This is a genomic window from Olsenella sp. oral taxon 809 str. F0356 (assembly GCF_000233535.1).
In the GTDB taxonomy this organism is placed as follows: Bacteria; Actinomycetota; Coriobacteriia; order Coriobacteriales; family Atopobiaceae; genus Olsenella_I; species Olsenella_I phocaeensis.
In genome coordinates this window covers 853,648-876,320 of sequence record NZ_JH376563.1, presented here as the reverse complement: position 1 = coordinate 876,320, position 22,673 = coordinate 853,648, and the positions used below count along the sequence as shown (strand labels likewise).

Here is a 22,673-nt window from a genome sequence, read left to right as displayed (position 1 = left end):
TCGCAGCACAAGCCGCCCTCGCCCCGCCCGCAGCACGCGACCCGTCCACGCCCCGCCCGGAAGTGAAATGCTGCCGTTCGTCTAGTAATTGGTCATTCTCGCCTGGACGGGGGGACGCCACAGGGAAGCACGACCACCCATGCCGGCCATGTTGGACAAGGAAGGGAGTCTCCCCATGGACAGGAACTACTTCGACCTCAAGGACAACGTCGCCATTGTCACCGGCTGCTCCGGCGGCCTGGGCGTGCAGATGGCCAAGGCCCTCGCATCCCAAGGCGCCAGCATCGTCGCCGTCGCGCGCCGCAAGGAGCGCATCGAGGCGGTCGCGAACCAGATCGCAGAGGAGTTCGGCGTGCCCACCTTCGCCGTCCAGTGCGACATCAAGTCGACCGATGCCGTCGACGCCATGGTCGATGCCGTCATCGAGAAGTTCGGGCGCATAGACATCCTGATCAACAACGCCGGCACCGGCGCCATCGGCAACGCCGAGGACATCACCGACGAGCAGTTCGAGAACGAGATGCAGATAGACCTCTTCGGCTCCTTCCGCGTCGCGCGCGCCGTCGCGAAGAAGGCGATGATTCCCGCCAAGTACGGCCGCATCATCAACATCGCCTCGATGTACGGCCTGGTGGGCAACATGGTCGCCGGCTCCACGCCCTACCACGCGGCGAAGGGCGGCGTGGTCAACATGACCCGCGCCCTGGCAGCCGAGTGGGGCAAGCATGGCATCACCGTCAACGCCATCTGCCCCGGCTACTTCTACACCGACCTCACCACCGAGACGCTGAACTCCGACTTCTTCCAGCAGCACGCGAAGGTCACCATCCCCGAGCAGCGCTATGGCGACGAGGGGGAGCTCGATACCGCCGCCATCTTCCTGGCCTCCCCCGCCTCGAGCTACGTCACCGGCGTGCCCCTGGCCGTCGACGGTGGCTACACCTGCATCTAGCGCCTAGCGTCTGGCGTCTGGCGGCGACATCACAATCGCCCACTACGGCCTTCCCGCGCGAGAGGGGCGACGTGGGTCGTTGCGGGCGCTCCTCTCGCCCAAGGGCCACCCACTTCGGACGCCTCGTGACGTCATAAACGCCCACTTCTCGCTTGCCGCGCGCGAGGCGAGAAGTGGGTGTACCAGTTCTGCGGCGCAAGCAGCCCAGCACGCCCGCCCCGCGGCGCAGCTTCGCCTGCGCGTCACATGGCGTGGTCGGACGAGAGATAACAGCTCTTCTCCACCCCCCGTCTTCGATTACATGGGATACTCTCCACATACGAAGCGGTGGCGGTGGCATATGCCGGCCGACCCAAGAAACCACGCCAGCCAGGGGGGGAGGGCGCATGACGCGGCACGGATGCACGCGTGGGTTCGTCCCGCGTCCAGGCTCCACGGGCGGGCAGGTGACCCGATGAGCCCCCGCAAGCCCACCAGGCGCGATGGTGGCAGGTCCGGCTCCCGCCCGTCCAACTCCAAGCAACCCGCCAGGCGCGGCGCGAGCGGGCGGGACGGTGGGTCTCGCCGCCGGGGCACCGGCAGTCCTAGCTCCGCCAGCGGATCTCCGCACCAGGTCCGCGGCACCACCTCGACGCGCCATGGCTCCGCCCGCACGGAGGCCGCCCGCACGGGACTCCCCTCCCGCCGCGGCGCCACGACCTGGACCGCAAGCTCGCGGGGCATCACCACCCGCGCCGCAGGCAACCACGGACAGATTGGCCGCGGGGGCACCAGCCGAACCGACGGCCCTTCCATCACGCGCACCGGCTCCCCGCGTCGCGGCATGTCGCCCATGGCGCCGCCCACGCCCTCCGACCCGTCGGACTCCCGCCGAAGGATCAACAAGGCACGCCGGGACGCCCAGGCGAAGCGGCGCGAGGCGTCGGGGAAGAAGGAACGGCGCAAGCCGCCCAAGGAGAAGCTCATGACCGCCTCGGCCATCGTCGTGGTGGCCGCCGCGCTCGTGGCGTCAATCGCCTACTACGTGACGCACCCCACAAATTCGGCAAGCCCCACCGAGAGCTACGCCGAGCCCAAGGTCGAGGTCGTGAACCACGCGCCAAACGCCGTGGACACTTCCGCGGGAGACGCCTCGCTCGCGCGCGACAACAGCGTCTTCGACTGGTCAAGGCTCGACAGCTCCGACCCCAACCACTACGCCTACAAGTTGGACGGGACCACGGTGTCCAAGCTGGGCGTAGACGTATCCGAACACCAAGAGGAGATCGATTGGGAGAAGGTCAGGGCAGACGGGGTCTCGTTTGCCTACCTGCGCCTGGGCTATCGCGGGACCGTGGCGGGCAACATCGTGGTGGACTCTCTCTTCCGCAAGAACCTGCGCGGCGCAAAGGCCGCCGGGCTCAAGGTGGGAGCCTACTTCTACTCCCAGGCAACGACCGCCGCAGAGGCCGAGGAGGAGGCCGACTTCGTCCTCAAGCGGCTGGACGGCAACGAGCTGGACTATCCCGTGGCGTTTGACCTGGAGCCGTCCGACGTCATGGCCGGGCGCTCCTCTCAGATGAGCGCCCAGGAGCTTGCCCAGGTTGCGCTGGCGTTCTGCAAGCGCATCGAGCAGGGCGGATACACGGCGATCGTCTATGGCAACCAGGTCGACCTAGGCTATTACGACCTGGAGGAGCTCGCGTCCTACGGCTACTGGTACGCGGAGTATGGCTCCACGCCCAGCATGAGGCTGCGCTTCGCGCTGTGGCAGTACAGCAACGCGGGCACCATCGACGGCATCGACGGGCCGGTGGACGTCGACCTGGACCTCACGTCACTGCTGCACGACGGGGCGGAGGGATAGGACCGGGCCGGCGCGCAACGGGCGGCCGCGGCGGGTCGAGGACGAGCGCCTCTCTCTCGCCTGGCACACGCACCGTCACGCATACGTCCGCTCACGCGCGTGCTCGCACTCGCCGCGCACGCTCCCGGTCGCCGCGCACGCCGTTGCGCACGTGACATTCATCGAGCACGCTATTACGCACGTGATATTCATCGCGCACGCCGTTGCGCACAACGACGAGGCTTGCCAACTGGACAAACGTCGAACGCCATGTGCGTTATGACGTGCAAGGCGAGAGGGGCGTGCGTTCATGCGTGGAGGACGTGCCGCTCCGGACGGCAGCACATCGGCCGTGCCCCAGTCGCCCCGCACCCCCATGCGCCCCAGCCACCCGCAGCCGCCGCCATGCACCGCCCATCCCGCAGCCGCCACTCACCATGCGTTCCGGCCCCTCCATGCATCCGACGCAATTCACCCTTGACTCCCCTTTCCAAGCTCCCTACAATCCAACTCAAGTTATGAGTGATTGCTCATATACGCATCATCTAGGGAGCGCACCATGGAAGAGAAGGAAAACAGGGTCAAGCTCGCACGCATCCTGACGTCTGCGGGGCTCCTCGTGGCAGCGGCGATAGCCAGCCGCCTCGCGAGCCTCGGCCTCTGGCAGCAGCTGCTCCTATACCTGCCTGCCTACCTCGTGGCGGGCTACGACGTGGTGCTCGAGGCGCTGGAGTGCGTCGCGCACGGCGAGCCCTTCGACGAGGACCTGCTCATGACCATCGCCACCGTGGGTGCACTCCTCATCGGCTTCCTCCCCAACGGAGAGCCCGAGTTCGCCGAGGCAGTCTTCGTGATGCTCTTCTTCCAGGTAGGCGAGCTCTTCGAAGACCTGGCCGAGGACCGTGCACGAGACTCCATCAGCGAGCTCATGGACATCCGACCCGACGTGGCAAACCTCGAGCGCGACGGCGAGCTCGTCTCGCTCGACCCCACGGAGGTGCACGTGGGCGACGTGGTGCTGGTTCGCCCGGGCGAGAAGGTCCCCCTGGACGGCATCGTCCTGGACGGCCGCTCGAGCCTCAACACCGTAGCCCTGACCGGCGAGAGCCTGCCCCGCGACGTGGCGCCCGGCGACGACGTGGCCAGCGGCGTGGTCAACGTGAGCGGCGCCCTGCGCGTACGCGTGAGCAAGGAGTTCGACGAGTCCACCGCCTCGCGGATCCTGGACCTGGTGCAGAACGCAAGCGAGGGCAAGTCACGGAGCGAGAGCTTCATCAGCCGCTTCGCCCGCGTGTACACCCCCATCGTGGTCTTTGCCGCCATCGCGCTGGCCATCGTCCCGCCCCTACTGTCGGGCGACTTCGCGGCGAGCCTCTCGGTCTGGCTGCTGCGCGCGCTCACCTTCCTGGTGGTCTCGTGCCCCTGCGCGCTGGTGATCAGCATCCCGCTGACCTTCTTCGGCGGCATCGGCGGGGCGGGCCGGCGCGGCATCCTGATCAAGGGCTCCAACTACATGGAGGCGCTGGCCAAGGCCCAGACCGTGGCGTTTGACAAGACAGGCACCCTGACCCAGGGCAGCTTCGAGGTGGAGGCCGTGCACCCCGACGCCATCGACGCCAACAGCCTGCTGCACCTCGCGGCCCACGTGGAGCGCTACTCCATGCATCCCGTCGCCGTGACGCTGCGCAACGCCTACCCCAACGAGCATGATGACTGCGACGTGAGCGACGTGGAGGAGGTTCCCGGCCAGGGCGTGCGTGCCATGGTGAACGGCAGGCAGGTCGTGGCGGGCAGCTCTCGCCTCATGGAGAGCGTCGGCGCCCAGTGGAGGCCCTGCGACCATAAGGGCGCCATCATCCACGTGGCCGTAGACGGCGTCTATGTGGGTCACATCGTGGTGGCCGACCAGGTCAAGGCAGGTGCGAGGGAGTCGTTGGCCCGTATGAGGGCCGAGGGGGTCCAGCGCCTGGTGATGCTCACGGGGGATGGTGGCGAGGTGGCCGAGCAGATCGGCGGCTCGCTGGGCATCGACGACGTGAGGGCAAACCTCCTGCCAGGCGACAAGGTGGCCGCCGTCGAAGGGCTCATCGCGAGCAAGCCCGAGGGCACGACCGTGGCCTTCGTGGGCGACGGCATCAACGACGCACCGGTCCTGGCGCGCGCGGACGTGGGCATCGCCATGGGAGCCATGGGTTCCGACGCTGCCATCGAGGCTGCGGACGTGGTGCTCATGGACGACGGCCTGGACAAGATAGCCGAGGCCATTCGCATCGCCCGGAAGACCCTGGCGATCGCGCGGCAGAACATCGCCTTCGCCATCGGCGTGAAGCTGGCGATCCTGGTGCTGGCAGCGCTGGGGCTGGCCCCCATGTGGCTCGCGGTGTTTGGTGATGTGGGCGTCATGGTGCTGGCGGTACTCAACGCGAGTCGGACGCTTCGGATCTGAGGGGCGATGACGCACTCGCGCGTGAGTCCAACAGAAGGGGCCAACTGACAGGAACCGCAGGTGAACCGGATGGGTTGCCTGCGGTTTTCTCACTTATGCCGCGGCAGCCGCCCTCGCTTGTCTACCTTTGTCTGTCCCCGCTACCGTTCTCTATGCCGATTCCTGATTCCGGCATCGGTGACGACCATTCTCTATGCCATCTCCTGACCCTAGTCGCATTCTCTATGCATTTCCCTGAAGCCGTCCGACAAAAGCCCAGGTAGATTTCTGTCGGGTTCAGGAATCGGCATAGAGAAGAGGATGGAATCAGAGAGATGCATAGAGAACAAACGAACGGGGGGAGAAAGGGACGGGGGCGCGGGGGGACGGGGAGGCGCAGGGGGATGACTCCGGAAAGGCGAGAGATGCCAGCGGAGAGAAGCCTCCCTACCGGCGCCTGTCGCGCCGTCCGCGCAAGCCCACGACCAGCGCGACCACGCCCACGACGCAGATGGCAGCGCTCAGCTTGATCATGCCCCAGCTGGCGTCGCCGGTCTTGGGCAGCCTGAGCCCCAGGACGGTCGGACCCTCGGGCTCCTTCTCCCCCGGCCGGCTCGGCTGGCCTGGCTCCACCGCCCCCGCAAAGCTGTGACGATAGGCGATGGCGTCGGGCTTCTCTCCCTTGGAGTCCCTGACCTCGACCCAGCCGATGCGCAGACCTGAGGCGAAACCGGGGTCGCTCTGGACGCTCACGCGGATGTCGTACGTGCCATTGCCCACGCTCAGGCCCTCGGCGGAACTGGAACCAGCGACGCCCAGGCAGCTCAGTCTGTAGGAGTACTCGCCCACGTGGTCGAAGGCAATCCTTTCCGGAGCGGCGGAGCCCGTGGCAGAAAGCGCGATCGACTGGGTCGCGTCGCCCGTGAGCGCGAAGCCGTACCTTCCGCCGTCCGCATCCGCGGGCAGGGGCGCGCCGTCGACGGCAGCCAGCTCGTACTCGAACGTCCCGTCGACGCCTTCGGGTACCCGGCCCGTCACCACGAAGCTCTGCGCCACGTCAATCGAAAGCGGCCCCTTGGCCAAGGCCACACGCACGGGCAGCAGGGAGGCCACGAGCGCCAGCAGGCAGGAGGCAAGCGCAAGCATGGAGCGAGAGAGACCCCGCGTCGGGTCCGTAGCGTTCTTCCTCACGAGCGATCACCCTTCCTTGCGCCTCGGCTCCCCTTGCGTCCCCGCGAGGGAGCGCCAACCACCCAGGCCAACAGCAGGAACACCAAAAGTCCCAGGCCGATCTTCGCCCAGAGCGCGAGCCCCTTACCCACCGTGCCCGCGAGCGTGCGGTCGACGGACTCCTCCGTGAAGTCGTTCTGGAAGGTCTGGTCGACGACCTTCGCCACCACGATGTGCCGGTCGTTGGTACCAGACCCGCAGGTGGAAAGGACGAGCATGTGGTCGTCCGGAGTCAGCGCCCCATCCACCCACTGACCCGCATGGGACTTGAGGTAGGCAAGGAACTCCTCCGTCGAGGGAGAGCTCCCCACCGATGTGCTGTACACGACCTCGTCGTACGCGTCTACGAGCAGGTAGGCGCATACCTCGACGCCGTGGTTGGCACCCCCGTAGTAGATGTTGCCATGGCGGTGCCGGTTGAAGTACTCACCGTCCCCGAAGCGGTCCAGGTCGCCAAACATGAGGGAGTTCTCCATGTGGTGGCCAAAGACGATGGTGCTGGGCGCGGAGAAGTCCTTTGGGCTGCGATAGTCCAGGAAGAGCGAGCCTGAGAGGGCAAACTCCCCCATGGGGTTGACGTTGAGGTACTGGTCGTTGTCCTTGCCCTGCACCAGGGGGTAGTCGATCCCCGTGCCATAGAGCGTGAGCCAGCCCAGCACGTCGGGGTTCCTGGCTTCGAGCTCCTCGAAGCTGGGATCGTCGTTGGAGCTGGGGCGGTAGGACTCGAACTGCTCGCGGTCCGCCTGCTCGACCACGCGGTTGTTGTCGAGCACCGCGTAGGCCGTGAAGCAGACGATGAGCATCAGTACGGAGAGAACCACCCCGTCGACCAGCCAGTTTGTGAGTCGGATGGCACCAAGGGCCAGCCGACGGGGCAGTTGGCGATTCATCTAGCGCTCGAGCTTCCTCTTGGCTGCGCCATAGAGCACGACGCCGGCCACGGCCACGCCGCCCATCAGGACGAAGGGCAGGTTGTTGAGGACGATGCCCGTGGGGGTGACGGACTCCTTGTTGTTGGTGACGGTGGCGCCGTTGGCAGCGTCATCGGCAACAGCCTTCGCCTCTGCGAAGACGCCCGTGGTAGTGTAGCCGTCCTTGTTGGCCTCGGACTCCTCCACGCTGTACTTGGTGCCGATGACCACGTTGTCAAAGGTGACGGTCTGGCCATGCTTCAGCTTGAAGGTGACGGTGCCGTCGGCGTTCTGGATGCCCTCGACGCCACTGGCGGTGATCTGACCCACGCTCCAGCCGGCAGGAACGTTCGTGGGCGCGGTGAACTTGACCGTGAAGTTCCAATCCTTGTTGTGGTCGCCAGAGCCGCCCGTGACGTTCTTGGTGACCTTTACGGCATTCTTGGAAGGTTGGCCCGGAGTGTCTGGGGTGGTCTTCTCGGTGAAGGTGTTTTCGAACTTTACATCGCCCTGGGAAACCTTCGTGCCAACCGCGCTGGTGGTGGGATTCTTCTCGAAGGTCACGCTCTTGACGGCGACGCCAGAGTTCCCGTTCTCCACGTAGACGCGCATGAGGTACTTGTCGGTGCTGTCCACCATCGTGCCACTGGCGCCGTCGGTGTTGGTGATGTCTTCCGCCTTGGTGGCATTCTCGCTGATCAGGTAGGCATAGACGCCAGCGTGGGTGTAGGTCGGAAGGGTGACGGCCTGCGCCTGGGACTTGTCTGCGCCATCACCAGTGGCCTCGAGCGTGATGTCGCCGATCGTGGGGATGAGCCCGTCGGTCGACTCCGAGCTGCCGCCGTTGCCCGTGTCCACCGTAACGCCCTCGACCTTGAAGGTGAACTTGGCCTTGACGTGCGACCCCTCGTTGGTCTTCAGCACCTTGGTGATAGAGACGTTCCCGCCGCTGATGACCTTGCCCGCCGCATCCCCGCCGACGCCATAGCCAAGCTCCGCCGCCAGCGCGGGCGTGATCCCTCCGAGCGCGAGAGCGGCCGTCAGGGCCACTGCCGCAAGCCTGCTCTGCATCCTCATGTTCAAATCCCTTCTGTTCGCGCCTGCTAGACGCGTCCTACCCTTGCTATGTACGCGGCCGCTAGAAGTTCCTCCTCCTGACGACCGTCATTACCTCGCCCTCGGTGCCCGTGTCGATGTCCACCAGGCCGTAGATCCTGCTGTCCTTCGACTCGGGGCGGTTGTCTCCCATGACGAAGACCTGTCCCTCGCCCACCGTCACCGGGTACGTGATTCCGGCCGAGAACGGCAGCGTCTGGGTGTAGATGCCGTCCTCCGCCTGGCGGTACCCGTTGAGGACCAGCCCGTCCTCAGAGAACTCGACCTTGTCACCGGCCACGGCTATGACACGGCGGACCTCCTTCTTGCCCTCGTCGTTGACCACTATGAGGTCGCCTGCGGAGTAGTCCTTCTGCAGGCGGTAGTACACGATCAGGTCACCCTCCTTGAGGGCTGGGCTCATGCTCTGGTCCGGGGCCTGGAACAGGCCAAAGAGGAAGAGGAACACCATGGCCACGAAGCCCAGGACGAAGGCCAGCTTGAGCACCAGGAGGACGAGCTCTGCGACCAGGGGCGCCTGAGGCTCGGACCCGGCGTCGGACGTGGAGGCATCGGCACCTTCCACGGGCTGCGCGGCAACGGTGACAGCCGCGCCCTGCGTCGTGGGCTCGCGTCGCAGGTGCGCCTCCTCGCCTGGGAGGGGACTCTGTGCGTAGTGCCTCGGCATCACGCACCCCACCCGGCATTCCTGCGACGGGTGACGATCACTCCGGCGATGGCGATCGCCCCGCCAACGCCAAGTGCCAGGGGGAGAGAGGCCCGGCCCAGCGTCGCCGCAGCGATGCCGGTGACGGGAATCGGATTCTTGGTGTTGGTGAAAGTGACCTTCGAGGTAATTGTGTTATCCGAAGTGTTGTTCACCGTTACATTAGATTCCGTCAACTTGTAACTGCAGATTATTCCGTCTCCAGCAGTGACATCCTGGATAGTCCACCTAGCCGTATAGCCAGGCGCCTCCGCTTCCTTAACAGTCACCTCGTCTCCGTAATGGAGGTCATAGGTAAGCCCATTCGAATCAGCAAGCTTTGCGAACTTGCCGGCTTCGCCATTGCTCAGTTGTGCATTGGCAGAATATGTCTTGCCGTCGTGGGTAACGCTGACCACAAAGTCGAACTTCTTGGTGAGGTCAGCCTGCTTGCCCTCAATCTCCTTTTGAACAATTAACTCGACCGGCCTTGGCTCCCACACTGCATAGAGAACGTTGGCATCCTGCCCCGCGTCCCACGCCAGACCAGAGAGATTATCAGCGGCATAGCCCTTTTCGGATGCGAGCTTGGGATCGGACGCAACCGCGAAAGCAGCCGAATCGGCAGAGGCGCCCCAGCCTACGAAGTCGTAGCCCGTACGCGTCGGGGCGGCGGGGACGGTAATTCTGTCGTTGAGGTTGGTCACACCCTTGATTTTGGTTCCCTCGCTGAAGCTTCCGCCGTTGGCGTCAAAGATGGTCTTTACCGTCGAAGGACTGCCCTTGTCGCCGTACTCAGCACGCAGCTGCACGGTATAGGTGTAGCTGGGATGCTCTGGGGTGTTGTCATCGTTTTCAGTGACTCTCGCGTTGTCCTTGAGCACCGTGAACGTGTCGCCGGGGAACACCGTCTGCTTTGTGCCAGACACGTCCGTCACGTCGACATACCTACCCTGGCCCTCGTCCCACGTCTGGATGACCCAGTACATGAACAGCTTGCCGGCGGGTGCCGTCGACGCTGCACCGGCGACGGCCATGGAATTATCGAGGTAGAGCATGGTGTCGCTGGGAGCATTCTCGCCGCCGTTGCTGTCGTATGTGACCCCGATGCCGTTGGCGCCCGTCAAAGTCTTGCGCCACTTGGCATACAGGTCGAGCTTGCGCATGACCCAGGGACTGTCGACGTCCTCGTTGGTCGTCGCGCCATTGCCCCACTTGTCCATGGGGTCGGTCATGTCGACGTTCTTGTCGTAGGGGATGGTCACGGCATCGCTGAGCAACGTATCCGCACTGAACACCTGGGTGCAGCCGGGGTCCGTATACCAGCCCACGAAGTCGTAGCCCTCGCGGATGCCCGTAGGCAGCGACACCTTTTCACCGTATGTGATGAGCGAGGTCATGGGGACGTCAGAACCCCAGTCGAGCGTGTTGTCCGTTCCCGCGTTGGGATGAAGGAAGACACGATAGCGGTTCCTGACCCACTTGGCATAGACGGTAACGCCGTTCTCAGGCATCGTGCTGAAGGTGTAGGGGCGCGTGCACTGCTCGTCCAGGTACCACCCAGCAAACGAGTAGCCCGCATGGGCAGGAGTGGGCTGGTAATAGTTGCTTCCACCCGCGTTGTAGGAGCTGAGGTCGTCACCGTAAGACATGGAGTCCGTGACTCTCAGCAACGTGTGACTGATGTTCTCGAGCACGATGTTGTTGCTATCCACGTACACGCCATCCATGTACTGGACGTTGTAGGTGTCACGGGAGTAGTAGAAGCGTATCGAGTAGCCGTTCGACACGTTGAGGGACACTTTATCGCTGCTGCCGAAGGACGGGTCGGACGTGAGTTGGGTGAATCCAGCAATGTCGTGGAAGTCCTCCGACTTTGTGGAGTACAAGGTCACTCGGCTCGCAATCTGCAGGTGCAGGTGCTGGTTGTACTGCTTGCCCCGATAGGTAACGTCGCCCGTCTCGCCGGGAGCCACCTCGGTGTAGTAGTACAGGTGATTCATGTGGCCCGCACCGTAGTTACGGAGCCTTAAGGTCGTGTTCTCGGCCGGCATGATTTCGAGCGAGTGAACGTCGCCCGTCGTGAACACCTGACTGTTCTGTGGCGTCCAAACGTATCCGTCATAGCTCGTCCCGTCATTCCCAACAATGGGGAAGTTCTGCGAGATGTCCTGCCCGTACAGGGCCGTGATGGTCTTGACCGTCTGGATGCTGTTCTGGCGGACATAGCGCTGGCCGGTGTAGCGGTAGGTGTTGCCGCCTTCCGTGTATGTCCAGATATAGCCGTAGTAGGGGTAATAAGGGTAATAATCGTAGGTCAGAGGGACATAGCTGCCGTTCACATAGCCGTACTGCTCGCCGTAGGCGCCGAAGGTCGGACTGTAGGTGTCGACGGGAGCTTGGAACGACAGGGTGTACTCCGTGCGGTCGTAGTACACGTTGAGAACCGCGGTGCCCTCGGGCGTTATCCTGACGCCCTGGTCGAAGTGGTCCAAATGAAAGCCGGCATAGGTTTCGGGGTTGCCATCGATTGTCGCGTATGCCGCGTTGCTGCTACCCCCCTGCACGACCGTGTCGATGACACTGCCCACGCTTCCGTTGAGCATGACGTACTTGCTGAAGTCATAGCCATTTCCCGCCACGTTCTGCTTCCACACGACCACGGTGTAGTCGGCCGTGTCGCTGTGGTCCCACTTGGCATAGATGGTCGTGTTGTCCTCGATGGAGCTACCGAAGTGGAACTCGTTTCCGGGAGTGCAGTCCTTGTCCGTGTACCAACCGGAAAAGGTGTAGCCGGCACGCTTGGGTGCGATGCCCGGTTCCTGGGTTGGCTCGCCGCTCTTCACGAACTGGGGTGCGTTGTAGGTGGCATCCTTGCCGTTCTCGTCAAAGACGAGCCAGTGACCTTCGGGGGCATTGACGGAGAACACCACATCGCCGGTCAACGTGAGCGGCGAACCGTTTGGATAGCAGGCACCCGACGTATAGTCCGCGATGTACGTACTTCCGGAGCTCACGTCCCAGCCTTCGAAGTTCTGAGAGGAGCTTGCCGGCGTGTACGCCATGTTGACGGTATAAGAGAGGGAGTCCTCATTGCGGTCGAGGTAGGTCGTCGTGGAGCCAAGCGACACGTTGTGCTCGTCGAGGTACGAGACGCTGATGGACTTGAGGACGATGGGATACAAATCTAAGGTGTCACCGTCTTTGAAGGTCTCGCTCGCGAGTGCACTGGTCGCAAGCGAACGCACGTCAGCGATGGTCTGGGGCGCCGTGTCCTTCGTGTAGTTGGCATCCGTCGTCCAGCCGCGGAAGCTCTTGCCCTGCGGCACCGTGCCCGCGCCCGGATCGTACACGACGGAGTCCACGTCATCGGTCTTCTTGACCAGAATGGACGTGACGTCATCGGAATCCGCCTTATGGAACCTCACCTCGAGACGCGCGACGTCGCCCGTGTCCACAATCGCATAGATCGAGAAGTGGTTCGCCTCGAAGACCTGCTCGTCAGCGTCGGCCTTGATGGTCTTGACCTCCTCGACCTTTAGGGATGCCTCGGCCGTGGGTCCAACAGTCGAACCCGTGGGAGCGGGATCCTCGGTGCTCTCGCGCTGCTGGCCCTCGCTCTGCGGACTCGCGGGCGCGGTACTCTCGCCTCGGTCATTTCCTTGGTCCGTGGCAGCCGTATCGGCTGCACTGGTCGCGTCAATCGCACCGGCCGAGGCTGTCGTGTCGTTCACATCTGTCGCGTCAATCGCATTGGCCGAACCGGCCGCGTCGGTCACGTGGTACACCAGGACGCCATCGTTCTGCATGCCAGTCTTCGAGAAGGTCACCTTCACGCTTCCGTTGGGCTGGACCTCGTTGCCATTGGAATCGCGCAGGGTGACGTCGATCGCCTTGATGGACGTGGCGCTGTTGCCGCCGTCCTGGAGCTTGCCGTTCACGACGTCGATGACCTTCTGGTCGTCAACAAGCCGCGCCTCGACGGTGGTTCCCTGCGGCAGCACGTCTACCTGGGCCTCGATGGTGACGACGGTCTCGTCGTCCATGGTGGTGCCAAGCGTGTGTATGCCGGTCTCCTCCGCACTTGCGAGCGTCGAGACCTGGCGGCCGAAGCCCAGCGCCGCCACGAGGCAGGCGATGATGACCGCGGCAAGAAGCCCGGGAGCCCTCTTGTTCGAAACCATATCCACCGTCCAAGCATCTGCATATATGCTGTGGCAGACGGTATACGATCATTACAATATGCTCTACGCGAACACTTTAAGGTACTTTATAGGTACTCCCATATTAGCCATACGAACTGCTGTTTTGCTGCATTTTTTCTCAAACTCATAGTAAGTGTCACTTAAATAGTAGCATTTACGCTGCTTACCTTTGACAAAAGATTATAAGAACAATATTCATTGACTTCGCAACGCGAGTCAGGACTTGGCCGTATGACTGGCCCAGAAAGTCGTCTGCGCACCTGCGTCATGCGCAAACGACGCATGAACTGCACGCCACGTCACAAGAGGCCAGGTCAAACGAGAGTGGCGCGCATGCCACGGATCGTTTGCGCGCCGCATGCCGGACCCGAACACGGCCCCGCGCCCCCGTCCCAGCAAGCGTTCTCTATGCCGATCCCTGACCCAGCATCGTTGGCGGCCGTTCTCTATGCCTTCTCCTGAACCTGCCTGCGTTCTCTATGCCTTCTCCTGAACTCGGCAGAAATCTACCTGGGCTTTTGTCAGAAAAAGTCAGAGAAATGCATAGAGAACGCAGGGTGAGAGGGGTGAGGCAAAAAGGCAAAGAGGCAGAGGAGCGAAGCAGCGGAGAGGCGAGGAAGCCGACGTCGGAGCAATCTTCGGCTATGTCGTCTCGGTCGCGACCAGCGCCCGAACCAGCTCCTCGCTCACCTGGTAGCGACGTGCGACGTCGGCGTCCCCCTGCACGGCGAAGCTCACGTCGCGACCCGAGGCGGCGGCATCATCGACCAGCGCTCGGCAGGAGGAGTGCAGCTGCCCCACGCCCGTGAACTCCCTCAACTCCCGCGCGTTCCCCGCATTGACGCCGGACCCGGGCAGTATCTGCAGCTCGTCTCCCAGCTGCACCTGAAGCTCGCGAATCAGCTCGCGCCCCTCCCAGGCCGTATGCCTCTGCCCGCTGGTGAGCAGGCGGTCCACGCCCAGCCCAACCAGCAGCCGGGCCGCAGCAAGCGGCTCGTCCGCCAGGTCGAAGGCCCTGTGAAAGACCGCCGTCGCCCCATACGAGTGCACCAGGGACACCATCTGCGCCGTTCTCGCCTCGTCAAGGTGACGCGGCGCGTCCAGCGCCCCGAAAGCGATGCCGTCCGCCCCCTCCTCGAGCAGCATCGTGGCCTCGTCCAGGAGCTGCCGCCACTCAAGCCCCCCATAGCAGAAGCCCCCGCCTCGTGGCCGTGCCATCACCACGACCTCGAGGCCCGTGGACTCCCTCACCAGCCTCAGGCTGGCCACGCTGGGGGTGAGCCCACCCAGCTCGAGGGCCGAGTTGAGCTCGATGCGCCGCGCGCCCCCGCGCCAGGCGGCAAGGGCGTCCGACGCGCTCCCGCAGCAGACCTCGATCATGGCAGCGACAGCCCCTCTCCCCTAGTCCCTCGTCAGCTTGCGATGGATGCGGTGCGGACGAGCCGCGTCCGGCCCCAGGCGTGCGATGCGGTCGCGCTGGTAGTCCTCGAAGTTGCCCTCGAACCAGGTCCAGGCGCCGGGGTTCTCGTCCGTGCCCTCCCAGGCCAGGATGTGCGTGGCAATGCGGTCCATGAACCAGCGGTCGTGGCTGGTGATCACCGCGCAGCCCGGGAACTCGAGCAGCGCCTCCTCCAGCGACTCCAGGGTCTCGGTGTCGAGGTCGTTGGTGGGCTCGTCAAGCAGGAGCAGGTTGCCGCCCTGGCGCAGCGTGAGGGCCAGGTTGAGGCGGTTCCTCTCACCGCCAGATAGCACTCCCGAGGGCTTCTGCTGGTCGGTGCCCTTGAAGCCGAAGGCGCTCACGTACGCGCGGCTGGGCACCTCAGTCGTGCCCACCTGGATGAAGTCGTTCCCGCCCGAGACGACCTCCCAGACGTTCTTGTCGGGGTCGAGCCCCTCGCGCCCCTGGTCGACGTACGAGAGCTGGACGGTCTCGCCCAGCTCGAGGGTGCCGGAGCTGGGCCGCTCCTGACCCACGATCATCTTGAAGAGCGTGGACTTGCCCACGCCGTTGGGGCCAATGACGCCCACGATGCCGTTGCGGGGCAGGCTGAAGCTGAGGTCGTCGATGAGCACTCGGTCGCCGAAGGCCTTGTGCAGATGCTCGACCTCCAGGACCTTGGAGCCCAGGCGCGGGCCCACGGGGATGTGGATGTCGGTGAAGTCGACCTTGGTGGCGCGGCGCGCCTCGGCCTCCATCTGCTCGTAGGCGGCGAGACGGGCCTTGCTCTTCGCCTGGCGGGCCTTCTGGGAGCTGCGCACCCACTCGAGCTCCGACTTCATCTTCTTGGCGCGGCGGGCGTTCTGCTTGGACTCCATCTCGAGGCGGGCGGCCTTGGTCTCGAGGTAGGTGGAGTAGTTGCCCTTGTAGGGATACAGCGTGCCGCGGTCCACCTCGCAGATCCACTCGGCCACGTTGTCAAGGAAGTAGCGGTCGTGGGTAATGGCCAGGACGGCGCCAGGGTAGCCCTTGAGGAACTGCTCGAGCCAGAGGACCGACTCGGCGTCGAGGTGGTTGGTGGGCTCGTCGAGGAGCAGCAGGTCGGGCGCCTCGAGGAGGAGCCTGCAGAGCGCGACGCGCCTGCGCTCGCCGCCCGAGAGGTGGCTCACGTCCTCGTCGGGGTCGGGGCACTGCAGGGCGTCCATGGCCTGGCTGAGCTGGCTGTCGAGGTCCCAGCCGTTGGCGGCGTCGATCTGGTTCTGGAGCTCTCCCATCTCGGCCATGAGGGCGTCGAAGTCCGCATCGGGGTCGGCCATCTCGTTACCGATCTGGTTGAAGCGGTCTACCTTGGCGATGATGTCGCCGAAGGCCTCGCGAATGTTCTCCCCCACGGTCTTGGACTCGTCCAGCGGCGGCTCCTGCTGCAGGATGCCCACGCTGAAGCCAGGCGCCAGGCGTGCCTCTCCGTTGGAGATCTCTTCCATGCCAGCCATGATCTTGAGCAGCGTGGACTTGCCCATGCCATTGGGGCCCACGACGCCGATCTTCGCGCCGGGATAGAAGCCCATCGTGACGTCATCGAGGATGACCTTCTCGCCGTACGCCTTGCGGACCTTGTACATCTGGTAGACGAACTCTGCCATGGGGACTCCTTGGGTTGGGGGTGGGGACGCGGCCTGCCGGCGCGTGCGCGCGGGACGGCGCATGTCTTTCTTGCGCGACCGCCTGCGGTCGACCGGTCGGTTGCTCGTTCACCATTCTATGTGAGGTCGGCCATCCGGGCGAGAGGGGCGCGGCGCACGGGGGCGCAATGGGCGCAGCGCACGGGGGCGAGAGGCCGGCACTGGACGGGCGCTGGAAGCGGGCTACTGACGAGGTCGCGCGCCGCCCTCGCCTGCGGCCACTCGGGCCTGCGGAAACCGCTCGCCTCAGCCGCTGCGGTAGTCGAGGTAGCCGAGGAAGCGCTTCGCCGCCAGGGGCAGGCGGTCGAGGTCGCGATAGACCACGTTGATCGAGCGGTGCGCGACCGGGTCGAGCTGCCGCACCGCGACGTGGTAGGGGTTGCGGCGCAGGATGAGCGCGGGAAGGACGGCCAGGCCCAGGCCGCTCTCGACCATGGACATGATCGCGTAGTCGTCGAAGGTGGTGAAGCGGACGCGCGGCGTGAGGCCTGCGCGCGCGAAGACGGAGCGCACCTCCTCGTCGCCCGACTGCTCCAACATGATGAAGGGCTCCTCGCAGAGGCGGGCGAGCGGCACGGGGGCGGAGGTCGTCGCGAGCTCGTGGCCCTCGGGAAGGACGGCTAAGAGCTCGTCATCCTCGAGCCAGCGCGCGCCCAGCGACGCGGGGGCGGGCGCGTAGGGCAGGAAGCCCAGGTCGACGCGGCCCTCCTCGCACCAGCGCTCGATTTCGGGGAAGTCGCCCAGGAGCATCTCGTACTCGATGTTGGGGAAGTCCCGCTGGAAGCGCTTGATGATGCGCGGCAGCCAGTGCGTTGCCACGCTCGAGAAGGTGCCGATGCGAACGGTGCCCGTCTCGAGGCCGTTGATGTCGTCCACCTGCATGCTCAGGCGGCGCGCGCCCTCGCAGACCTCCTCCACGAAGGGCAGGAGTCGCTCGCCCTCGGCGGTGAGGCGCACGCCACCATGGCCTCGCTCGAGCAGGCTCACGCCCCAGGCCCGCTCGAGGTCGGCGACCATGCGACTGACGCCCGACTGCGAGTAGTCGAGCGACCTGGCTGCCCGGGTGATGCTGCCCAGGCGGACGGTCTGGAGAAAGGCCTGGTACTTCTGGATGTTTGACTCCACGGCGACCCCGTTTCCGGCACTCGTCCATGCATCACAAACCTGCATGCCAAACATGATAAACATTCGCTTTTAATATGTTTCGACGCGTGCGAAAGTTTGATGGCTGATTTGTTCGCACGAGCTCGGAGGACCCTTCCACTATGTCGCGAGATTTTGGGAAGTACCTGGCATCGCTTCTGCTCTTTGGGTCCAACGGGATCATAGCCAGCCAGATAGACCTGCCCAGCGGACAGGTCGTCCTCCTGCGCACGCTGCTCGGCTCGCTCGCCCTGTGCGCGGCACTCGGCGCGAGCCTGTGGCGGCGGCGCTCCGGTGCGGATGGTGCCGCGAGCCAGGACGCAGCACCTCTCGCCTGCCTGGAGCACCCCCGGCAGGCGGCGGCGCTCGCGCTCTCCGGGGCCGCGCTGGGAGTGGGCTGGATCTTCCTCTTTGCGGCGTATCGCCTGGTGGGTGTGGGGGTGGCGTCGCTCGCGTACTACTGCGGGCCGGTCATCGTGATGCTGCTCTCCCCCCTCCTCTTTGGCGAGAGGCTCACTGGTCCCAAGCTCGCGGGCTTTGGCTGCGTGGTCTTGGGGGCCTTTCTCGTGGTCGCGCAGTGCGGCGGCAGCGCGCCCGACCCGCGCGGCCTCGCTCTGGGCGGGGCCTCCGCCCTCATGTACGCGGTGATGGTCGTGTTCTCGAAGCGGGCGCCCGAGGTGGGCGGCATGGAGGCGGCATGCGTGCAGATGCTGGCGAGCTTCGCCGCGGTCGCCGCCTGGTCGATCGCGACGGGCGGACTCGTGACACCCGGCCAGGTCGCGGGTGCCAACCTGCCGGCCGTGCTCGTGCTGGGACTGGTCAACACCGGGCTGGGCTGCTACCTGTACTTCTCCTCGCTGGGCAGGCTGCCGGTCCAGCGCGTCGCCGTATGCGGATACCTCGAGCCCCTGAGCGCGGTGGCGCTGGGAGCGCTGCTCCTGGGAGAGTCCCTGACCCCCGGTCGCATGCTCGGGGCCGCGCTCGTGGTGGGCGGTGCCGCGGCGAGCGAGCTCGTGGGCGGCGCAGCGTTGGGCGGCGCCGTCGATGCGATGCGCGACGCAGCTCGTCTGGCGGCGACGCGTGGCAGGCACGCACTCGTCCGCAGGAGGGCGGTGCTCGCGCGGTAGGCCCGTCGCTGGCAGGCGCCAACGACAGCGACGGCGCGTCCCTCTCGCCTTCCGCTACCATGACCCCGTCGGCTTGGCCCAAGACGGGAGCATGCGCGCCATGAAGAGGATCCTGATCGTCGCCACGGGAGGCACCATCGCCTCGCTGCCCCAGGGCGGCGGGCTCTCGCCCGCGCTCAGCGGAGAGGAGCTCGCGGCCTTCGTCCCGCAGCTCGACGACCTCTGCGAGCTCAGCATCGTCCAGCCGATGAACATCGACAGCACCAACATGCGGCCCATGGACTGGCTGCGCATCGCCTCCATGATTGAGGGCGCCTACGACGACTTCGACGGCTTCGTCGTCCTGCACGGCACGGACACCATGGCCTACACCTCTGCGGCGCTGAGCTACCTCGTGCGCGGAAGCAGGAAGCCCATCGTGCTCACGGGATCCCAGCAGCCCATGTCGAACCCCTTCACCGACGCCAAGCTCAACCTGTACCAATCCGTCCTGTATGCCTGCGACGACGGGTCGCGGGACGTGAGCGTGGCGTTCAACGGCAGCGTCATAGCCGGAACGCGGGCGCACAAGCAGCGGACGCTGAGCTTCAACGCCTTCACCAGCGTGAATTACCCTCCCCTGGCCGTCATCAGGTCGGAGCGGATCATACGGCAGGGCGGTGGAGCGAGCGATTGCGCGGCAGTGGGCGGGGACAGGCGTGCGGCAGGCGACTGCCTGGCAGTGGGCAGGGGCGAGCGTGCGGCGGCCACGGACGGGAACGCGACGGCAGCGGGCGTGCCCGCACGCCGACCGGACTTCTACCACGAGCTAGACGAGAGGGTCATCGTCCTCAAGCTGACCCCCGAGCTCAGGCCCAGCATCTTCGACCTGCTGCGACGGGACTACGACGCCGTGGTACTGGAGACCTTTGGCATCGGCGGGATACCCGAGTACGACGGGAACGCCTACCAGCGGGCCATCTATGGCTGGGTCGCATCGGGCCGGACGCTGGTCATCACCACCCAGGTGCCCGAGGAGGGGCTCGACCTGGGGGTATACGAGGTCGGTCGAGCATACGCAGACCACCCGGGCATCCTGCGAGCAGATGACATGACCACCGAGGCCCTGGTGGCGAAGACCATGTGGGCCCTCGGCCAGACGCGCGACCAGGACGAGGTGGCGCGCCTCTTCTACGCGCCCGTGAACCACGACCGTACGCTGGGATAGGCGGGCGGACACACGACGGACATCCTGGCGGGCGACGCGAGGGCGATTGGGAGGCAGGACGGGAACCGTCCAGAGGGCTGCTGCACGAAAAGTGCGCACGATTCCTGGTATGCCCTTCGCGTAACTGGGCTTTTGTCGTTTCTCTCCACAATTCGGAGCTTCCATGCGCAGTTTTGCACCACAGTGCGCAATTCCTCAAGTTTACTTGTGTAAACTCAGATGAGACACGACGCAACAGCTGGAGGAACCATGGCCAGGCGCTTCTCGAAGACCAACCACACCCACCCACGTCACCTGAGGGCCGCCGCGTTCTCGGCCGTCGCCGGCCTCTCGCTCGTGGCTGCGCTCGCGATGCCCGCGACCGCCCTCGCGGCAGGAGGCACCAGCATCGACAAGAACGAGACGGTCTACGTCTCTGCGGACAGCAGCGGAAACGTGCGCGAGACCACGGTGCGGGAGACCCTCAGCAACGACGGGAAGGCGGCGACCCTCCCCGACCGCAGCAACCTGAGCGACATCAGGCCCTCCGACGACAAGCAGGGCTTCAGCACCAACGCGGACGGCAGCCTGAGCTGGACGGCGAACGGCAAGACGGTCTCGTACAGCGGGCGCAGCGACAAGCCGCTGCCCCTGGCCATCAGCGTGAGCTACACGCTGGACGGCAGGCCGATCGAAGCCAGCGAGCTCGCCGGCAAGAGCGGCCACCTCGTCATGCGCTTCGACTACCGGAACGAGTCGTCCGCGACCCGCTCCGTGCAGGGCAGCCAGCGGGAGCTCTTCACGCCCTTCGCGGCCATCACCACCGTCGACCTCGACGAGGACGTGTTCCACGACGTAAAGCTCACCAACGGGCGGCTGATCTCGGGCGACACGCCCATGGCGGTGGGCTACGCGCTGCCGGGGCTCCAGGAGAGCCTCGACCTCAGCCGCGACCAGATCGAGCTCCCCGAGCACTTCGAGCTCGAGGCGGACGTGACGAACTTCAGGCTGGGATCCGTGACCACCATCGTCACCCCCAGCCTGCTCTCGGACCTCGACACCAGCAAGATCGACGCAGGAGACAACAGCGAGACCGTCGACCTGCTGCGGAGCTCCATGAACCAGCTGGTGAGCGGCTCGGACGAGCTTGCTGGCGCCCTGCAGAGGATCTCGGACGGCAGCACCGCCCTCTCGAGGGGCGTCGACGTGTTCCGCGCCGAGGCGGGGCTCCTGCCGCAGGCGACGGGACAGCTCGCTGACGGAGCCAGCAGCCTTGCCCAGGGAGTGGGACAGGCGCGCGTCGGGGCGGAGTCCCTGGCGGCAGGCGGACAGGCGTTGTCGGAAGGCCTGGGCAGGCTCAACGGGGGCGTCACCGGCCTGCAGGGCGCCGCGGGCGCGCTGGGTGCCTCCCTCGGCGACGCGCGAGACGTGCTCTCGCGCGCCCAGGAGCAGGCGTCCTCCGCGAAGGAGACCGCGGCCGAGGCGGCGGACATGGCGACCCAGGTGGGCAAGTCTGCCGGAGACGCGCGGGCGGCGGCCACTGCCGCAGGCGACGCGGCAAAGTCGCTCGACAGCTCGGCCGACGCCCTCAAGGCCTACGCGAGCGCGCAGGAGGGCGTGCAGGCCCAGGTCTCCGAGGCGCGGGAGGCGCTCGCGGGCATCGACCAGACCGGCATGACCGACGCGCAGAGGCAGGCCGTTGCCTCCGCACTCGAAAAGCTCAACGATGCCGCGGGCACCGCGAGCACCGTCCCCCAGCCCGAGGACGTCTCGGCACAGGTCACGAAACTCGAGGAGAAGGCCACGTCCCTCTCCTCCGCCGCGACGTCGGCACAGTCGATTGCACAGAGGTCCGGCGCCGCTTCCGCGGCAGCAGACGCATGCGGCGACCTCGTGGCCGCGGCACGTGGGAGCGAGGAGCAGGCCACGGGGCTGGCGGGCGTCGCCGCCCTGGCACACCAGCTCGACCAGGGCATCGTGAGCATCCATGGGGCGCTGGGGAGCGCGGAGGACGCGGGCAGCCTCCTGGGTGGCGCCGCCGCAAGCAGCGCCGGGGCACAACAGCTAGCCCAGGCCCTGGGCCAGGCCGCCAGCGGTGCGGGCGAGCTCGCGACGGGAGCGCGCCGGATCGACCAGGGCGCCGGACAACTCGTGGGTGGCATCGAACAGCTGCAGGACGGCGCCTCGGCGCTTGCGACGGGCTCGTCCGCTGCCGCGGTGGGCTCCGACCAACTGACGGATGGCCTGAGGGCCTTCGACGAGAAGGCCGTCTCCAAGATGGTCGAGGCACTCGACGGCTCCTCGATGAGGAAGCTCGTCGCACGCCTCGACGCCGTCAGCGAGCTCGCCGACGAATACGAGAGCTTCGCCGGCATCGCCGAGGGACAGCATGGCACGACGAAGTTCGTCATCCGCCTGGACGCGATTGGGGACTGACGACGTCGGGACACGCCGCGCGAGATGCCGTTACCAAAAACTGCGCATTGGATTTTGCGAGGCGATGGCCCAACTGGGCCTTTGCCTCACCGTCTCCACAATTGGACGCTACCGTGCGCAGTCTTTTGACGCGCTCCCCCCCGGGGGGGCAAAAACCGCGTCCGGTGACGTGCGTGCCCCGCACGACCGGCACACGGGCCCCGCACGCCCGTCACGCCAAGCCCACGCGCCCCAAGACGCCTGCGTAGTGGCACAATTCAGGGTGAACGTTCCGACTCCCGCGCCCACGAGCGCAAGTTCCAAGGAGAAGTC

Annotated in this window: 14 protein-coding genes; 6 read left to right on the top strand and 8 right to left on the bottom strand. The window is 65.6% G+C overall.

Translation table 11 applies throughout. The features are described from left to right. Positions 1-175 precede the first annotated feature (175 nt). From HMPREF1008_RS03990 to HMPREF1008_RS03975, 3 genes are all read left to right on the top strand, one after another. Positions 176-952 carry an SDR family NAD(P)-dependent oxidoreductase gene (locus HMPREF1008_RS03990; protein WP_009278550.1) on the top strand — a complete coding sequence of 259 codons (777 nt, stop codon included), beginning with the start codon at positions 176-178 and terminating at the stop codon, positions 950-952. 454 nt (positions 953-1,406) lie between these two features. Then, positions 1,407-2,798, top strand: coding sequence for a glycoside hydrolase family 25 protein (locus HMPREF1008_RS10160; protein ID WP_009278549.1), 1,392 nt, complete (start codon positions 1,407-1,409; stop codon positions 2,796-2,798). A 538-nt stretch (positions 2,799-3,336) separates the two neighbouring features. Continuing rightward, positions 3,337-5,223 carry a heavy metal translocating P-type ATPase gene (locus HMPREF1008_RS03975; RefSeq protein WP_009278548.1) on the top strand — a complete coding sequence of 629 codons (1,887 nt, stop codon included), beginning with the start codon at positions 3,337-3,339 and terminating at the stop codon, positions 5,221-5,223. 426 nt (positions 5,224-5,649) lie between these two features. On the opposite strand, the gene HMPREF1008_RS03970 is transcribed toward HMPREF1008_RS03975, so the two are convergent. The 8 genes from HMPREF1008_RS03970 to HMPREF1008_RS03935 all read right to left on the bottom strand — a co-directional run bounded on the left by HMPREF1008_RS03970 (position 5,650) and on the right by HMPREF1008_RS03935 (position 17,639). Beyond that, on the bottom strand, positions 5,650-6,348 hold the full coding sequence (locus HMPREF1008_RS03970) for a hypothetical protein (RefSeq protein ID WP_156797594.1): 699 nt from the start codon (positions 6,346-6,348) through the stop codon (positions 5,650-5,652). Between the two features lie 41 nt (positions 6,349-6,389). Further along, positions 6,390-7,322 carry a class B sortase gene (gene srtB, locus HMPREF1008_RS03965; RefSeq protein ID WP_009278546.1) on the bottom strand — a complete coding sequence of 311 codons (933 nt, stop codon included), beginning with the start codon at positions 7,320-7,322 and terminating at the stop codon, positions 6,390-6,392. After that, positions 7,323-8,420, bottom strand: coding sequence for a DUF5979 domain-containing protein (locus tag HMPREF1008_RS03960; RefSeq protein ID WP_009278545.1), 1,098 nt, complete (start codon positions 8,418-8,420; stop codon positions 7,323-7,325). A gap of 61 nt (positions 8,421-8,481) precedes the next feature. After that, positions 8,482-9,126, bottom strand: coding sequence for a signal peptidase I (gene lepB / locus HMPREF1008_RS03955; protein ID WP_009278544.1), 645 nt, complete (start codon positions 9,124-9,126; stop codon positions 8,482-8,484). After that, positions 9,126-13,328: an InlB B-repeat-containing protein gene (locus HMPREF1008_RS03950; RefSeq protein ID WP_009278543.1), complete on the bottom strand. Its 4,203-nt coding sequence runs from the start codon at positions 13,326-13,328 to the stop codon at positions 9,126-9,128. Before HMPREF1008_RS03950 ends, lepB begins: the two co-directional genes overlap by 1 nt. Positions 13,329-13,991: 663 nt before the next feature. Beyond that, positions 13,992-14,729 (bottom strand): copper homeostasis protein CutC, encoded by a 738-nt coding sequence (locus HMPREF1008_RS03945; protein WP_009278542.1) that lies wholly within the window; start codon positions 14,727-14,729, stop codon positions 13,992-13,994. A gap of 21 nt (positions 14,730-14,750) precedes the next feature. Further along, entirely contained in the window at positions 14,751-16,430 is a 1,680-nt protein-coding gene (gene ettA, locus HMPREF1008_RS03940; RefSeq protein ID WP_009278541.1) for an energy-dependent translational throttle protein EttA, read from the bottom strand. Between the two features lie 285 nt (positions 16,431-16,715). Continuing rightward, the gene (locus tag HMPREF1008_RS03935; RefSeq protein WP_232202829.1) at positions 16,716-17,639 is read right to left on the bottom strand and encodes a LysR family transcriptional regulator; all 924 of its coding nucleotides are present in this window, start codon (positions 17,637-17,639) and stop codon (positions 16,716-16,718) included. Positions 17,640-17,734: 95 nt separating this feature from the next. Here HMPREF1008_RS03935 and HMPREF1008_RS03930 point away from each other — a divergent pair, with 95 nt between their 5' ends. The 3 genes from HMPREF1008_RS03930 to HMPREF1008_RS03920 all read left to right on the top strand — a co-directional run bounded on the left by HMPREF1008_RS03930 (position 17,735) and on the right by HMPREF1008_RS03920 (position 22,361). After that, positions 17,735-18,739 carry a DMT family transporter gene (locus tag HMPREF1008_RS03930; RefSeq protein ID WP_009278539.1) on the top strand — a complete coding sequence of 335 codons (1,005 nt, stop codon included), beginning with the start codon at positions 17,735-17,737 and terminating at the stop codon, positions 18,737-18,739. Between the two features lie 100 nt (positions 18,740-18,839). Further along, entirely contained in the window at positions 18,840-19,946 is a 1,107-nt protein-coding gene (locus tag HMPREF1008_RS03925; RefSeq protein WP_009278538.1) for an asparaginase, read from the top strand. A 249-nt stretch (positions 19,947-20,195) separates the two neighbouring features. Further along, positions 20,196-22,361: a hypothetical protein gene (locus tag HMPREF1008_RS03920; protein ID WP_009278537.1), complete on the top strand. Its 2,166-nt coding sequence runs from the start codon at positions 20,196-20,198 to the stop codon at positions 22,359-22,361. Positions 22,362-22,673: the final 312 nt, after the last annotated feature.

What these genes read in the sequence shown, in the direction of transcription:
- HMPREF1008_RS03990 (WP_009278550.1), top strand. Translation starts at nt 176, where the DNA reads ATGGACAGGAACTACTTCGACCTCAAGGACAACGTCGCCATTGTCACC.
- HMPREF1008_RS10160 (WP_009278549.1), top strand. Translation starts at nt 1,407, where the DNA reads ATGAGCCCCCGCAAGCCCACCAGGCGCGATGGTGGCAGGTCCGGCTCC.
- HMPREF1008_RS03975 (WP_009278548.1), top strand. Translation starts at nt 3,337, where the DNA reads ATGGAAGAGAAGGAAAACAGGGTCAAGCTCGCACGCATCCTGACGTCT.
- HMPREF1008_RS03970 (WP_156797594.1), bottom strand. Translation starts at nt 6,348, where the DNA reads ATGCTTGCGCTTGCCTCCTGCCTGCTGGCGCTCGTGGCCTCCCTGCTG.
- srtB (WP_009278546.1), bottom strand. Translation starts at nt 7,322, where the DNA reads ATGAATCGCCAACTGCCCCGTCGGCTGGCCCTTGGTGCCATCCGACTC.
- HMPREF1008_RS03960 (WP_009278545.1), bottom strand. Translation starts at nt 8,420, where the DNA reads ATGAGGATGCAGAGCAGGCTTGCGGCAGTGGCCCTGACGGCCGCTCTC.
- lepB (WP_009278544.1), bottom strand. Translation starts at nt 9,126, where the DNA reads ATGCCGAGGCACTACGCACAGAGTCCCCTCCCAGGCGAGGAGGCGCAC.
- HMPREF1008_RS03950 (WP_009278543.1), bottom strand. Translation starts at nt 13,328, where the DNA reads ATGGTTTCGAACAAGAGGGCTCCCGGGCTTCTTGCCGCGGTCATCATC.
- HMPREF1008_RS03945 (WP_009278542.1), bottom strand. Translation starts at nt 14,729, where the DNA reads ATGATCGAGGTCTGCTGCGGGAGCGCGTCGGACGCCCTTGCCGCCTGG.
- ettA (WP_009278541.1), bottom strand. Translation starts at nt 16,430, where the DNA reads ATGGCAGAGTTCGTCTACCAGATGTACAAGGTCCGCAAGGCGTACGGC.
- HMPREF1008_RS03935 (WP_232202829.1), bottom strand. Translation starts at nt 17,639, where the DNA reads ATGCAGGTTTGTGATGCATGGACGAGTGCCGGAAACGGGGTCGCCGTG.
- HMPREF1008_RS03930 (WP_009278539.1), top strand. Translation starts at nt 17,735, where the DNA reads ATGTCGCGAGATTTTGGGAAGTACCTGGCATCGCTTCTGCTCTTTGGG.
- HMPREF1008_RS03925 (WP_009278538.1), top strand. Translation starts at nt 18,840, where the DNA reads ATGAAGAGGATCCTGATCGTCGCCACGGGAGGCACCATCGCCTCGCTG.
- HMPREF1008_RS03920 (WP_009278537.1), top strand. Translation starts at nt 20,196, where the DNA reads ATGGCCAGGCGCTTCTCGAAGACCAACCACACCCACCCACGTCACCTG.